This window comes from Nocardia sp. NBC_00403 (genome assembly GCF_036046055.1).
Taxonomy (GTDB): domain Bacteria; phylum Actinomycetota; class Actinomycetes; order Mycobacteriales; family Mycobacteriaceae; genus Nocardia.
In genome coordinates, this window is sequence record NZ_CP107939.1 from 4,035,343 (window position 1) to 4,049,376 (window position 14,034).

A 14,034-nucleotide genomic window follows, 5' to 3' on the forward strand; every position below is an offset into this window, starting at 1 on the left:
GGGAGTTCACAAGCTGCGGGCGGCCATCACGGTTCGCCGCAGGGCGGCGGCTACCGGGGTGGCTCGCAGGGCGACGGTGGCTATCGTGGCGGTTCGCAGGGTGGTCAGCGTGGTTCGTCGCAGGGTGGCGGCTATCGCGGTGGCTCGCAGGGCGAGGGCGGGTACCGCGGCTCCTCCCAGGGTGGTGGCGGTTCGCAGGGTGGTCAGCGTGGTTCCGCACAAGGCGGCGGCTATCGCGGTGGCTCGCAAGGCGAGGGCGGTTACCGTGGTTCGTCGCAGAGCGGTGGTTACCGGGGTGGCTCGCAGGGTGAGGGTGGCTATCGTGGTGGTTCGCAGGGCGGTGGTTACCGGGGTGGCTCGCAGGGCGGTGGTTACCGGGGTGGTTCGCAGGGCGGTGGTTACCGTGGCGGTTCCCAGAGCGACGGTGGCTATCGCGGTGGTTCGCAGGGTGGTTCCGGTCAGCGTGGTTCGTCGCAGGGCGGTGGTTACCGTGGCGGTTCGCAGAGCGACAGCGGCTACCGTGGATCCGCGCAAGGCGGTGCCGCGCAACGTGGTTCGTCGCAAGGTGGCTACCGCGGCGCCTCGGAGGGCGGTGCCGCGCGGCGGCCCGCACAGTCTCCGACGGCTGGGGCGAGCCCACGCAAGGCCAAGAATCCGAAGCCGGAGCGCAAAGTTGTCGCGCCGACACTGTTGAACAACGCCAAGCCGGCCAAGCGGCAGCACGTCGAGCCCGTCGCCGAAGGTCACGTCAAACTGCCTGCAGGTGAAGGCGAACGGTTGCAGAAGGTGCTCGCCAAGGCGGGCGTCGCCTCGCGTCGCGCTGCCGAGGAAATGATCGAGCAGGGTCGCGTCGAGGTCGACGGCGCCATTGTCACCGAGCAGGGTCTGCGGATCGACCCGCAGACCGCCGTCGTCCGTGTCGACGGGACGCGCGTGATGGTGCGCGAAGAACTCGTCCACATCGCGCTGAACAAGCCGAAGGGCTGGCAGTCCACCATGTCCGACGACCTCGGACGTCCATGCGTCGGCGATATCGTCGCCGAGCGCATCGCGGCCGGGCAACGCCTGTTCCATGTCGGTCGGCTCGACGCCGATACCGAGGGCCTGCTGCTGCTCACCAATGATGGTGATCTCGCCCACCGGCTCATGCATCCCTCGTTCGAGACGCCGAAGACCTACCTGGCGACGGTGAACGGCGAGGTCAACAAGTCGATCGCCAAGCGTCTCAAGGACGGTATCGAGCTGGAGGACGGCCCCGCGAAGGTCGACAAGTTCCAAGTGCTCGAGCTGGGCGAGGGACGTTCCCTGGTGAAACTGGTGTTGCACGAAGGACGCAAGCACATCGTGCGCCGACTGCTCGATGCCGTCGGCCACCCGGTGACCCGGCTGGTGCGCACCAATATCGGTCCGGTCGCGTTGGGCGATCAACGGCCCGGCACGCTGCGTGTGCTCGGTCGCGATGAAGTCGGCAAACTGTATGAGGCGGTGTCGTTGTGAACGGTGTGGAGATTCCGGTCGAGGCCCTAGGGCAGATATCGGGCACTTCGCCACTTGTCGTCGCGATGGACGGACCTTCGGGCACCGGCAAATCCAGCGTCTCGCGTCGTCTGGCGACTCGGTTGGACGCCAACTACCTGGATACCGGCGCGATGTACCGCGTGGCGACGCTGCGCGTGCTGCGTGCAGGCATCGAGCTGACCGACACCGCGGCTATCGGTGCGGCCGTCAAGGAGTTGCCGCTGACGATCGGCACCGATCCGAGTCGGGAAGTCATCCTGCTCGACGGTATCGATGTGTCGTCGGAGATCCGCGGCGATGCCGTCACCAAGGCAGTTTCCGCGGTGTCCGCTGTGCCGGAGGTGCGTGATCTGTTGGTTGCTCTGCAGCGCGACATCACCTCCACGGCACAGCGAATCGTGGTCGAGGGGCGCGATATCGGTACCGTCGTGCTGCGGGACGCGGACGCCAAGATCTACCTGACCGCCTCGGCGGAGGCGCGCGCCGAGCGGCGCAACCAGCAGAACATCCGCGAGGGCCGCGGCGACGATTACGAGGCCGTGCTCGCCGACGTGCAGCGCCGCGACAACCTCGACTCCACCCGCAAGGTGTCGCCGCTGCGTCCCGCCGAGGATGCGGTGCTGGTCGACACAAGTGACATGAATATGGACGAAGTCATCGACGAGCTGTTTCGCGTTGTGCGCCGGCAGGTTTCGACGAGCCGGATGGGAGGTGCCAAGTGAGCGAGGATGTTCTCGCCGGCGACGGCGTATGGAGCGATGAATCCGATTGGGAGATGGTCGATCTCGACGGTGAATTCGATCTCGACGCGCATATCCCGATGCCGACCCTTGCCGTGGTCGGCCGCCCGAACGTCGGCAAGTCGACGTTGGTCAATCGGATCATCGGCCGTCGCGAGGCGGTCGTGGAAGACATTCCCGGTGTCACCCGCGACCGGGTGTCCTACGAGGCGAACTGGTCCGGTCGCAAGTTCCTGGTTCAGGACACCGGCGGCTGGGAGCCCGACGCCAAGGGCCTGCAGCAGTCGGTGGCGCGCCAGGCCGAACTGGCCATGAGCACCGCCGACGCGATCCTGCTCGTGGTGGACGCGGTGGTCGGCGCGACCGCCACCGACGAAGCCGCGGTCAAGAAGCTGCGCCGGGCCAAGATCCCGGTGATCCTGGTTGCCAACAAGGTCGACGATCAGAAAATCGAATCCGAGGCCGCCGCCCTGTGGTCACTCGGTCTCGGCGAACCGCGCATGGTTTCGGCCGCGCACGGTCGCGGCACCGGTGACCTGCTCGACGACGTGCTGGCCGTGCTCCCGGAAACCCCGCGTGAGGGTTCGGGCGGCACCGGCCCGCGCCGGGTGTCGTTGGTCGGCAAGCCGAACGTCGGCAAGTCCAGCCTGCTCAACAAATTGGCGGGCGACGAGCGCTCGGTGGTGCACGACGTTGCCGGCACCACCGTCGACCCGGTCGACTCGCTGGTCGAGTTGGGCGGCAAGGTCTGGAAATTCGTCGACACCGCGGGTCTGCGCCGCAAGGTCTCCCATGCCAGTGGCATGGAGTTCTATGCCTCGCTGCGCACCAAGTCGGCGCTGGAGGCATCCGAGGTCGCGATCATGCTGGTCGACGCCTCGCAGCCGATCACCGAACAGGATCTGCGGGTGATCAGCATGGTCGCCGACTCCGGTCGTGCGCTCGTGCTCGCCTTCAACAAGTGGGACCTCGTCGACGAGGACCGCCGCCTGCAACTCGATCGTGAAATCGATCGAGACCTGGTCCGTGTGCCGTGGGCGCAGCGGGTGAACATTTCCGCCCATACCGGCCGCGCCGTCCAAAAGCTTGTCCCCGCAATGGAAACCGCCCTGGAATCCTGGGACAAGCGAATCCCCACCGGCCGCCTGAACAACTGGCTCAAGGAAGTGGTTGCGGCAACCCCGCCGCCCATGCGCGGTGGCCGTCTGCCCCGCGTCCTGTTCGCCACCCAGGCGACGACGCGCCCGCCGACCTTCGTGCTGTTCACCACCGGCTTCCTGGAGGCGGGCTACCGGCGCTTCATCGAGCGCCGGCTGCGTGAGGAGTTCGGCTTCGACGGTTCGCCGGTGCGGGTATCGGTCCGCGTGCGCGAAAAGCGGGAGCGTAAGAAATAGCAATCACGGCGACGAAAACGTTTGTCGCCGTTCCGCACTCAGAGGGGCGTAGGCCGATACGGCGTACGCCCCTCTGATCGCGACCGGGCCCTGTGGCCAGAAGTCTTTCGCGGCGACCGCTGTTACGTGGCTGAATATGCGGTCGGCCATCGGGGGGAGGAGCTCGAGGTATTCGGTCTGTCGACGTCGCAGTACGCCACCCTGCCGACATCCCGCGGCGCAACCCGCGGGATGTCGGTCCGGCACACCGTAGCGCGACCGTTCCGCGCGTCCTGGACAGAGTCTGTCCCATCGGAGGCCCGCGGCGGTGGAGGTTCGCGCCCGCGAACATCGCGACCGGATCGGGTCGCGGGGGATGGGGCGACCAGTGCTGCGTTGTCCAGGTGCGCGGTGAGCTCTTCGTGAGCCGCTCACGAGGCTCGGCGTGTGGCGAATCGCGCGGGTGCGAGGAGCAGTGCTACGCCGGTCATGATCCGCCACCAGACGAAAGGATCTATCGCGAGTCGTACGGCGGCGCCGGGTTCCATGCCCAGATGCGTGGTGGTGAGTCCGGCGACCACGCCCACGAGGCTCGCGGCGAGCAGCGCGAGAGTGATTGCGGTGTAAGCGCGATGCGACCAATAGAGGTAGGCGACTATCGCCATGATCGCAATACCGGTCAGCAATTCGAGGTACGCGCCCACGGGATGCGCGACGGCGCGAAATCGGCTGCCGCCGGGTATTTCGCCCGCGCTGCCCGGGAAGGTGCCGACGAGGACCATGCCGAGGCAGTTGATCGCGGCCAGATACGGAAGTGCCTTGCCGAGTGGAGTTTTCGGTAGCAACGGCGAGAGCAGGATGGCGGTGGCGAGTATCAGGATGCCGAGCAAGACGAACTCGGCGGACATCAGCGCATGCCACGGCGAGCAGATATAACGGCCGCTGAGTGCGCTGTCACCGTACTTGTGCATGTCAGCGAGGCATTCGGGGACGCCGAGGTCGCTGATCATGTTCTGTGCCCAGCTATAGGCATGGGGTACGGGCCAGCGTGACGCGACGATCAATTCGACGACGTAGTAAGAGATCGTCAGGACAAGAAGGGCCGCACCGACTTTCTGGCGTGTGCTGGACGTGGTCACCGGTTGCACGTTGTCGACGTGGTGGGTGTGCCCGCGAAGCGGTCGTCGATTTTCTGCTCGGCGGCCCCCGAGACCTCGGTAGGAGGTTTATCTGGTGCGGTCGGGATGTGGCGGATGCAGGTCGCCGCCGAAGTTGCTGCTGCGAGAGCCACTCCGCCGTTCGTCAGTGGCCGTTGCGCCGGCGACGTCCCCGGGCGGTCGGCTGCTCGGGCGCCTGTGGTGTCGATGGGGAACCTGGAACCGGTGGTCAGAATGGTGGTCCGCGCCGCCGTGGACACCGGCAGTGCCGGACTTGGTCGCAAGATCACTCGTTCCTTCGCCATGAACCGATCTTCGGTCTCGTCGATCCGTGATACGAACTCGGGCCGCAAGCGCGATCAGCACTCGATTACCACGGTAGCGCGCTCTTGCCACCACCGTGTTCGGGCAGGTTGTTGTGCGGGGCAGTCGTGCGATAAACAAATCAGCTCCGACCAGTCGGAAGGTTTCACGGGTTTGCGCCGCTATTTGCCCCATGTGTCGATCTTGATCACTCAATTGGCGCGGTGAATATGAACGGAATGTCTCGCAAGGAGCGGGAATGCGGTTCACAATGATCTTCAACACCTCCAGATTGTTCCGAGCTTGTGCCGACGAGATGGCCCCATCGCCCTGGCAGGCGGTACTCAGGGTGACGGGCAAGGGTAGAGAGGTCAGAAACGCCATGAGCAACAAGCGCTTACTCCAATGGGTGGCCAGATCGGTGATTTTCATCAGTGCTGCATCGGCCGGACTCGCCGTCATAGCCCCCGCGTACGCCGAACCATTGTGGCCGGGCGGCCCGGATATTCCTGGTCTACCAGCACTGATCCCGCCTGTGCCCGCTCCGGTCGTCGCGCCGTGCACCACCGAGGCGGCGCGAGTATGCATGCAACTCTCGACCAATCAGGCATGGCTGCTGGACAACGGCAAGGTGACCTACGGCCCGACGCCGATTTCGCATGGTAGACCGGGATATGAAACTCCTCCCGGCGTCTTCCGCGTCGCGTTCAAGAAGGAAGACCATTGGAGCACGATGCACAATGCGCCGATGCGCTGGGCAGTGTTCTTCAACGGCGACATTGCCACTCATATCGGACCGATCGAAGAACAGTCGCACGGTTGCATACGAATGACACCCGAGGGTGCTGAGACGCTGTACCACCATGTATCGCCCGGTGATGTAATCGAAGTCGTGAAATGACCAAGTGGCCCAATCGAGCCCCGTCGGGCTTTGATATGGAAATTTCACGCACGGAACGCTCGTGATTCCTATGGCTATGACGAGTGTTCGGCTGTGCGTCTCCGTGACGTAGACGCACAGACATGGAGCCGAGTCTTTCGCCGATGGTCTGCTGATCCCCGTCCGGCTTGACTGGGAGCATGACAACAACGCAGAACCACACCGAAACCATCCTCGTCACCGCCGGCACCGGCAAGGTGGGTCGCCGCGTAGCAGAGCGCTTGGCCGCCAAGGGGTTTCCGGTCCGCATCGGGTCCCGCTCCGCGGAGATCCCGTTCGACTGGGAGGACCGCAGCACCTGGGCGTCGGTACTCCAGGGTGTGCACGGAGTGTTCCTCATGTACACCCCGGACATCGGGGATCCCCGCGCCGGTGACACCATCCGGGCGTTCAGCGAACTGGCCGTGGCGAACGGCGTCCAGCGACTCGTGCTGTTGTCTGCCCGTGGTGAAGATCAGGCCGCTCCGGCCGAGCAGGCAGTGCGCGAGAGCGGCGCTGAATGGACAGTCCTGCAGGCCGCGTGGTTCAACCAGAACTTCGACGAGGGAGTCTTCACCGACATGGTGTTGGCCGGCGGCGTCGCCTTCCCCGCCGGTCAGGTGCTGGAGCCCTTCATCGACTCCGGCGATCTCGCGGACGTCGCGGCCGCCGCGCTGACCGAGGACGGACACGCGGGCCAGGACTATGAACTGACCGGCCCCCGACTGCTGAGCTTCGGCGACGCGGTCGACACAATCGCGGCGGAGTCCGGTCGGAATGTCCAGTACATCCCCGTCACCGGCGCGCAGTTCGGCGCGGTGTTGACATCCGAGGTCGGGATGCCCGACGAAGAGGTCGCCGGCATGCTCGACATCTTTGCCACTCTCCTCGACGGACGAAACGCCATGGTGACCGACACGGTCCGACGTCTCCTCGGCCGCGAGCCGATCGACTTCGCCGACTACGTGCACGACGCGGTTGCCTCGGGTGCCTGGAAGCAGGGCTAGCTGGAATCGGCTCCTGCCGGTGCGCTGTGGGGAGCCTTCATACGCTGTTAGGAGACTTCACCCGCAGCCGAAGCATCTTGTGCGGACGACCATCCGAGTCGCTCTCCTATCAGCTGTGGGAGAGCGGGCTCGGCCGTTGCGCGCACGTCAGGCTTCCGTGGCGGATTTCTCCTCCGCTGTGTCCAGGGCTGACACTGAGGGGATGGGCGAGGTCGCTGACATGGATCCACATCGGTGGGCGGGACTGGCTGTGCTGCGTCCCGGTCTTCTGGTGATCACCGGTGCAGTGGGTGCAGCGGCCATGCATGCTCATCACACCGTGCAGGTGATCGCGACTCGCGCCGACATGGTGCTCGAGGATGCGGTGGGGGAGCAGTCGGTCTGCCGGTCCGCTGTCATTCCGCCCGATGTGCCGCACGCGGTTGTACACGGCGCGGCCGATGGGATCCTGGTGCACATCGATCCGGAGTCCGCAGTGGGTTCGGAGCTGAGTAGGCGGCCGAATCCGCGTGCGGCGGTGGGTAGTTGGGTCTGTGCTGGTCAATCCTTGTGTGTCCCGCAGCAACTGGTGACCCGCCCGCATCCGCTCGCAGGCAACGAGCCACCAACAGGAATCGGCAGACCGAGTGAGGCAATGGGTGCAACGCCCAGAGAGCTCGATGCCATATGTACGTGGGTGAATTCGGCAGTGCGATCCGGCTCGGTGCGGCAACCGCCGCATTCGACCGTGCGCCATGGCGCAGCGATGGAATGGCTGCACGAGAGTGGTTCGAGTTTCGGGACGGGCGGTCCAACGCGTCATCCCGCGGTGTCCGAAGTGCTGCGCCTGCTTCCGGACCGGTTGAGCAGCGGCCCCATCCGACTCGCCGAACTCGCCGATGCGGTTCACCTGTCGGAAAGTCGACTGGCCCATGTCTTCTCCGCCGAGATCGGTCTGCCTTTCCGGCCCTATCTCCGATGGCTGCGGCTGCAGCGTGCCGTCGAACTACTCGCGGCGGGCCACGCACTGACCGCTGTCGCACACAGCGCGGGTTTCGCCGACAGCGCCCATCTGACACGCGTGTGCCGCAGCATGTTCGGCGCTCCGCCATCGGAGTTCCGCGGCATCCGCTGGGTCGCCGAGCTACCCGTCGGCTGGACAGCAGGTTTGTTCAAGCCACCCGATGCGCCGGTGGGCGAGTCTGGTTCATGACACCCCTCGAGGAGGAAAACCATGGCTCCCCTTCCATCCACAGTCCGCGCCGCCTTCGAAGCTGAGCTGGAATCTGCCTACACCACAACAGATCTCGATGAAATGTGGCGCGCACTGGAACGCGCGCACATCCTGTCCCAGCGTTGGGCTCGGCCGCACACCCGCGCCCACTGGCACATGCTGCGTCTGGCTCTGCGCTGCCACGACCGGGGCGAAGCATTCGGTCAGCTGGTCCGACTGTCGGTAGCCGGCCTCGGTTCATCGGTCGGCCGCGTCCCGATCGGCAATACCGGCCGCGCCGCAGTCGGTATCACCACTCCCATGCCCATCCCCGCCGATTTGGCCCGAATCCTCGAACAGGGTGGCGCCGAATTGTCCATCTCCTGACGGTGCGTGAACAGGGCCTGTTGTCATTCCGCCCGACTGTGGATCGTTGTCCGGGGGGTCGATGACCATCAGGTTTTCGCAACAGTGTTGGCGGCGCGGCAGTGCGCGAAGATTTCCACCGCCCGCGGTCGGGCTCTCAGCTTCGGGTATGTCTCCCGTCTATCGGGACAACCATCGGGTCAGAGGGTTCTCGTGCGGTGGCCGGAACCGGGTGCGGCAGCGGGTTGAGTGAAGGTGACCGATGGTCGGCTGCCCCGGCGGCGGCCAACGACGGACGACGGCGACGCACCTGAATGCAGACTGCTCCGAATTGCCCGCTATATGCGACGCGAGCGGCTCGGAATGCGTGCTAACTGCCCCGACCTGGCATTATTCGGGTCATGGTCATTCCCAGCGTGCTGTCGGAGCGCCCTACTACCGTATCCCCGTTCCAGACGGGCTGGCCGGTGCGCCTCGCCGACACCGACAGCGACCAACGCCTGCGCCTCGACGCCATCGCCCGCTACCTCCAAGACATCGGCTTCGACCACCTCGACGCTGTCGAGGACGGCGACACCCACCGCGGCTGGGTCGTTCGCCGCACCGTCATCGACGTACTGAAGCCCATCGAATTCGGCGAATACGCCACCCTCCGCCGCTGGTGCTCTGGCCTCTCCAACCGCTGGTGCAACATGCGCGTCCAAATCTGCGGCAGCAAAGGCGGCCTCGTCGAAACCGAAGCCTTCCTCATCCACTTCGGCACCGAATCCGGTGTCCCCGCCCGCATGAGCGACCGATTCATGGCCCCCCTGCTCGCCAGCACCACCGAACACCGCCTCCGCTGGAAAGCCGCTCTCACCACCCTCATCCCCGCACCGGACGAACCCGGCGTCCACGAACTACCCTTCCCGCTGCGCATCGCCGACATCGACTGGTTCGACCACGTCAACAACGCCGTCTACCTCGGCGCCCTGGAAGAGCTCCTCGCCGCCCACGCCGACCTGATATCCGGCCCCCACCGCACCGTCATCGAATACGCCAAACCCCTCAAAGCAGGCGACAACGTCCGCCTCATCGGTCGTCGCAACGGCACCGCCCTCGACGTCTGGTTCGCCGTAGCCGACGACCCCCGAGCCGCCGCCCGAGTTACACCCCTGTAACTCCCGAACCCGCCCGCCACGCCATCAACCAGGCGATTCGGTGTCTCGCCCCTCTCTGAGGTAATCTTTTCGAGCGCCCGCATGCGGACGCAACCGGGATGTGGCGCAGCTTGGTAGCGCACTTGACTGGGGGTCAAGTGGTCGCAGGTTCAAATCCTGTCATCCCGACAAGCAAAATCCCCTTCTGACCTGGGTCGGAAGGGGATTTTCGTTATTAGATCACTCGCAGAGCGGGACCAGAACGGGACCGCAGGTGCTCGGAGAGCTTGTCCCCGGCGCCGGTGATCTCCCGCCGATCCGGGTGCAAATACCTCTCGGTTGTCCGACTGTCGGCGTGCCCGGCAATTTTCTGGAGTACATGCAGACTGACCCCGGCATCGGCCATCCACGTCAGGCCGGTGTGCCGGAGATCGTGCCGACGAAGGTGTTCGTAGCCGAGCTTTGCGACCACGTCGTCCCAATGCGTCGCGTCCCGAAGAACGCCGGTTGCGATTCGACCACCACGCGGACCCCGGAACAATCGAGCGTCGAGATTGTCTCGGCCGATCATGTCGAGACGCTTGGATATCAGCTCGCGAACTTCCTCGATCAGCGGCACGTACCTTGCCCGGTTCCCCTTGGTGCCCTTGTCGTCCATCCCGCCCGGCGATGGTGTGGTCTGCCGACGAACCTGCCACGTCCAGGTCTTGGTGTCGATATCGCCGACTCGGCACCCGGACACCTCTCCGATCCGTGAGGCGGTGCACCCGGCAAAGATCACAACGTCACCCCAGCCCTGGTACCGATCTGCCGAACGCTCCACCAAGGCATCAGCGAGCGTGACCAGCGCTGTCCAATTGGGCAGCGCCAACGAACGCGGGTCATCGAGCTCGTCTTCGATCTGCTGATACAGCTTCTGCCACCCGCGAATATGCGCCGGGTTCTTCTCCCGGATCTCGTCCCGCACTGCCTGTTCCATCACCCGCACCAGAACTGCGAGGCTGTTTTTCACCGTCGACTTGCTCACGCCATCGCTGATCCATCCGACCACGGAACGATCTATGGCTCCTGTCGTGATCATCGCGACCGGAAGATGCCCCAACGTTGGGACCACGCGTTTGCGCCACCCGGCAAGGTAGGGGTCCCTGGTCTTCTTCTCCAAGCCCCGTAGCGCCAGCTCCATATTCGCGTCCCCATACTCGCCGAGCCGCATGAGCGCGGTTTTCGGGTCTATGCCCTGTGCCGCCTTCCGTTGCAGCCGGGCAATCCACTCTTCCGCCTCCTCCCGCGTCGCAACGGCTCAGATATCGAGGGACGTTTCTTGGTGGCCGGGTCGGTCCACCGCACCCGCGCTTTGAACGGCCGTTTGCCGTAGTCTGCGCGTTCTTCGATATCTGCCGAAAGACGGATGCCCACAGGGAGATTCACGAAATCTGCCATCACGCCGCCAAGGTCGAGGGGTCGGTTCGCCGACGATGCAACCACGCCTCGATATCCTCGGCGCTGTACTTCACCACCCGCGTCGAAACCCGCACATAAGCAGGTCCGTACGGCGGATTCGATGTGCGCCACCGCCGCAGGCTGGACGGGTCAATGCCGAGGACCCTGGCAAGTTCAGCCGTGGTGTACCAGCCCCCGTCAACTAGTCGCGTATCCATGACCTTGACTCCTTACGCCACTTGCCGAGTTGCCGAAGTTTCTTGCGCACCAGGTGAATCAGCAGCTAGCCGCGCTTGCAGGTACTCCGCACGCCATGCCGTTCTTTTGGCGATCGCGCCCATGATCAGGTGCTCACGCAGCGGCCGGGACTTATCACCAGGCTCTACGGGGGTGACCTTCAAATGCGAGGTGTCCGGCTTCACGATGCCGACCGAGGCGAGCAGTTTCCGAACAAAATCGACACGATCTTGCTTGTGATCCGGGAGCGTCTTTCCCGACCATTTGCGCGAGACCAGCACCCGACGACCGGGCAGGCCGAGGGTGTCTCGGCGGTGTGCTTTGCCTTTGCAACGACCAGGGGAGGTCTTGTCGCTGGCGCCTTGAGGGACGATGCCGTACTTCAGCCACACCGGGCACCGCGGTGAGCAAGGAGTGCTTTGCAGCTCGGCGTGCAACCGGTCGTAGTGTTCGGCGGCGCGATCGGACTGCGGTTCCACGATTTCCGCGATGGACTTCACCAGATACTTGGTGACGTAGCCGATGGTTCGGCCGGCCTTCTCGGTTCCGGCAGCGACGCCCTTGATCTGCTTGCGGTCCATCTGCGACCCGAACCGCACCGTATGCGCCGGTTCCAGAGCATCCACCGCGTCGAGGATGTCCAGCGCGTCATCCCAATAGGTCAACGCCTTCCCAGTATCGGGGTCAACGAAGGTGGCCTTCTTGTGGTCCCACACCGGCAGATGGCCGCCGCCGTACACCTGGTCTTCGCGGTCGAATCGGGGCCACCACGCTTGGTGGTAGGTGGCTGCGGTGACCTGCTTGATGATCTCGCGGGAGATCGCACCCCGGATCAGGATGTGCAGGTGCGGGGCACCACGCCGCTGAGGTTCTACGGTCCCGAAGTACTGCACGTCATAGCCGATGCAGCGACGGAGGTTCTGAATCCAGCGGTCGATCAGCTTGGAGAAGAACACGATGTCACGGGCGGCGGTCGGATAGTCGTAGCTTTCGGGGTCGACCGGGGAACCGTCGGAGCTGGGTTCGCCTTTGTCGGTGGTCGCGCCGTCACGGTGGATCTTGCCGTAGCCGGGCATGGTGAGGGTGACGAACATCGAGGACAGATGCCCGCCGATCTCTTCGCCGACGGTGCGTTTGGATACCTTGCGGCGCGGCAAGTTCGGCACATCCTGACGACGCCTGGTCGAGCGCTTGCGCCGATCCTTGGTGACCGCGTCCAACGCCGGAAGACGACCGCGCAGCCCGGTTTCGCGCAGCTCGAGATCCAGGCTGGTGATGATCTCCCGGAACTGGGCGGCCAGATCCTCGTTCCCGTCGTCGACGGCTTGCCGGTAGTCGGCGACGAGATCCGCACGAGCGGTGAGCAATTCGACTTGCTTGTCGGTGGGGTCGGATTTGTCGGCGACTGGTTCGGTGCTCATGTGCCAGCCTTCGCGGCACTGGGCGATACGCAACGCCCTGTTGGCTTGAGCGCAGGCGCGGCACACCGATTCGATCGTCGACTTGCACGGTGAGGGTTCGTAGGTGACCGTGCCGGTGCGGGGGTCTTCCACCCGCATGGGGATCGGACGCTTGCACACGTCGTACTGCTCCGCGGCAGCTTGGGCGACTTCGAACAGGTTCGGCAGGGCGCGACGCTGTGCCGCCGTTTCCCGAGTGCTGGGGAGGTCGATCACAGCGTTCATCACGCGGCCTCCTTGCCCCAACGCAGTCCACCATCGATGTGCGGGAGTGCGATCGTTTCGGCGAGGGAATCGGCGTGCCGGAAGGCCAGCTCTACGACGCCGGGACCGACGATGGTTGCCCGGCATTCCTGAGTACCGAAGGCATGGGCCAGGTGTTGGGTGCGGTTTTGGAAATCGTCGGGGCAGTGGCCTTCGAGCATCCGGAGCTGTACGCAGTCGATGGTGTCGCCGATAGCGACGGAGGCAAGCCGCGGAACGAGTGTCGCATCGTTGCGAGTGATCGTCAGGTTGCATGCGGTCATGAGTCGAGCCCAGCGACGGCGGTATCGAAACCAGGTCAGGAACCGGCTTCGTGCCCGCGAGGTGATCCACCGCTCGAAGGTCTCCGGACTCCTACGGCGCCACAGCACCATCCCCGCGGTGAACACCCCGACCACCACGAGCGCCCACGGCCAGCCGAAGAAAAGGCCGGCCGCGACAGCCACCGCGATGGGGATCGAGATCATCGGGAACAGCACCATCCACCAGGCCGTCACACCGACGCCGATGAAGGACCACCACACGGTGTTGAGCACCGCCAGGCCGAGCAGGTCGAACGGGTCATGAGCGGTTGTTTTCGTGGCCATCACCGGGCCTCCTTCGCGAGCATGTCGAACGTGAGCTGAGTGGGCACCGGCTGTTCATCGATCCAGCGGCGCCACATTTCGGATTCCGAATCCCGATACACCACAACCGCTTTCACGCCACGCTTGCCGGTCTTGAGGTTGCAGGCGTACAGGCTAGCGGCGGTGACGCTGCGGGCTTTCGGGAGCGAACGGACCTGCTCACCGATCAGCACACCCCACTGCACCGTCTTCACCTGCGCTGAACTGCTTTCACGGTCAGAACGGGCAGTCATCGGACCATGCCTCTCTCAGGGGGACGTAGGGGCGGACCGGGCTGTCGTCATTGTTGATAT

Annotated in this window: 16 protein-coding genes and 1 tRNA gene; 10 read left to right on the top strand and 7 right to left on the bottom strand. The window is 64.9% G+C overall.

The genetic code is table 11. The annotated features are described in order from the left end of the window. Positions 1 to 6: 6 nt before the first annotated feature. Positions 7 to 564, bottom strand: coding sequence for a hypothetical protein (locus tag OHQ90_RS17830; RefSeq protein WP_328411908.1), 558 nt, complete (start codon positions 562 to 564; stop codon positions 7 to 9). Between the two features lie 126 nt (positions 565 to 690). Between OHQ90_RS17830 and OHQ90_RS17835 the strand changes: the two genes are divergently transcribed. The 3 genes from OHQ90_RS17835 to der all read left to right on the top strand — a co-directional run bounded on the left by OHQ90_RS17835 (position 691) and on the right by der (position 3,652). Further along, positions 691 to 1,497, top strand: coding sequence for a pseudouridine synthase (locus OHQ90_RS17835; protein ID WP_328411910.1), 807 nt, complete (start codon positions 691 to 693; stop codon positions 1,495 to 1,497). Between the two features lie 65 nt (positions 1,498 to 1,562). After that, positions 1,563 to 2,240 (top strand): (d)CMP kinase, encoded by a 678-nt coding sequence (cmk, locus tag OHQ90_RS17840; protein ID WP_328412932.1) that lies wholly within the window; start codon positions 1,563 to 1,565, stop codon positions 2,238 to 2,240. 53 nt (positions 2,241 to 2,293) lie between these two features. After that, positions 2,294 to 3,652 (top strand): ribosome biogenesis GTPase Der, encoded by a 1,359-nt coding sequence (gene der / locus OHQ90_RS17845; protein WP_406239427.1) that lies wholly within the window; start codon positions 2,294 to 2,296, stop codon positions 3,650 to 3,652. Positions 3,653 to 4,062: 410 nt separating this feature from the next. On the opposite strand, the gene OHQ90_RS17850 is transcribed toward der, so the two are convergent. Further along, complete coding sequence (locus OHQ90_RS17850) at positions 4,063 to 4,770, bottom strand: hypothetical protein (RefSeq protein WP_328411914.1); 708 nt, start codon at positions 4,768 to 4,770, stop codon at positions 4,063 to 4,065. A 243-nt stretch (positions 4,771 to 5,013) separates the two neighbouring features. On the opposite strand from OHQ90_RS17850, the gene OHQ90_RS17855 reads away from it, so the two are divergent. From OHQ90_RS17855 to OHQ90_RS17885, 7 genes are all read left to right on the top strand, one after another. Beyond that, entirely contained in the window at positions 5,014 to 5,319 is a 306-nt protein-coding gene (locus tag OHQ90_RS17855; protein WP_328411916.1) for a hypothetical protein, read from the top strand. A 31-nt stretch (positions 5,320 to 5,350) separates the two neighbouring features. Beyond that, a complete protein-coding gene (locus OHQ90_RS17860; protein WP_328411918.1) occupies positions 5,351 to 5,992 on the top strand; it encodes a L,D-transpeptidase in 642 nt (213 codons plus the stop codon). Between the two features lie 179 nt (positions 5,993 to 6,171). Next, positions 6,172 to 7,017 (top strand): NAD(P)H-binding protein, encoded by an 846-nt coding sequence (locus OHQ90_RS17865; protein ID WP_328411920.1) that lies wholly within the window; start codon positions 6,172 to 6,174, stop codon positions 7,015 to 7,017. A 202-nt stretch (positions 7,018 to 7,219) separates the two neighbouring features. Beyond that, on the top strand, positions 7,220 to 8,209 hold the full coding sequence (locus OHQ90_RS17870; RefSeq protein ID WP_328411922.1) for a helix-turn-helix transcriptional regulator: 990 nt from the start codon (positions 7,220 to 7,222) through the stop codon (positions 8,207 to 8,209). A gap of 21 nt (positions 8,210 to 8,230) precedes the next feature. Next, on the top strand, positions 8,231 to 8,596 hold the full coding sequence (locus tag OHQ90_RS17875) for a DUF3703 domain-containing protein (RefSeq protein ID WP_328411924.1): 366 nt from the start codon (positions 8,231 to 8,233) through the stop codon (positions 8,594 to 8,596). A 380-nt stretch (positions 8,597 to 8,976) separates the two neighbouring features. Then, on the top strand, positions 8,977 to 9,735 hold the full coding sequence (locus OHQ90_RS17880) for an acyl-[acyl-carrier-protein] thioesterase (RefSeq protein WP_328411926.1): 759 nt from the start codon (positions 8,977 to 8,979) through the stop codon (positions 9,733 to 9,735). 94 nt (positions 9,736 to 9,829) lie between these two features. Beyond that, positions 9,830 to 9,903 (top strand) — tRNA-Pro (locus tag OHQ90_RS17885). A 46-nt stretch (positions 9,904 to 9,949) separates the two neighbouring features. On the opposite strand, the gene OHQ90_RS17890 is transcribed toward OHQ90_RS17885, so the two are convergent. From OHQ90_RS17890 to OHQ90_RS17910, 5 genes are all read right to left on the bottom strand, one after another. Beyond that, the gene (locus OHQ90_RS17890) at positions 9,950 to 10,927 is read right to left on the bottom strand and encodes a tyrosine-type recombinase/integrase (protein WP_328411928.1); all 978 of its coding nucleotides are present in this window, start codon (positions 10,925 to 10,927) and stop codon (positions 9,950 to 9,952) included. Positions 10,928 to 11,153: 226 nt separating this feature from the next. Next, positions 11,154 to 11,372 (bottom strand): helix-turn-helix transcriptional regulator, encoded by a 219-nt coding sequence (locus OHQ90_RS17895; protein WP_328411930.1) that lies wholly within the window; start codon positions 11,370 to 11,372, stop codon positions 11,154 to 11,156. Positions 11,373 to 11,384: 12 nt separating this feature from the next. Beyond that, a complete protein-coding gene (locus OHQ90_RS17900) occupies positions 11,385 to 13,076 on the bottom strand; it encodes a replication initiator (RefSeq protein ID WP_328411932.1) in 1,692 nt (563 codons plus the stop codon). Further along, the gene (locus OHQ90_RS17905; RefSeq protein WP_328411934.1) at positions 13,076 to 13,702 is read right to left on the bottom strand and encodes a hypothetical protein; all 627 of its coding nucleotides are present in this window, start codon (positions 13,700 to 13,702) and stop codon (positions 13,076 to 13,078) included. The genes OHQ90_RS17900 and OHQ90_RS17905 overlap by 1 nt, the downstream gene beginning before the upstream one ends. Continuing rightward, positions 13,702 to 13,974, bottom strand: coding sequence for a hypothetical protein (locus OHQ90_RS17910; protein ID WP_328411935.1), 273 nt, complete (start codon positions 13,972 to 13,974; stop codon positions 13,702 to 13,704). The genes OHQ90_RS17905 and OHQ90_RS17910 overlap by 1 nt, the downstream gene beginning before the upstream one ends. Positions 13,975 to 14,034: the final 60 nt, after the last annotated feature.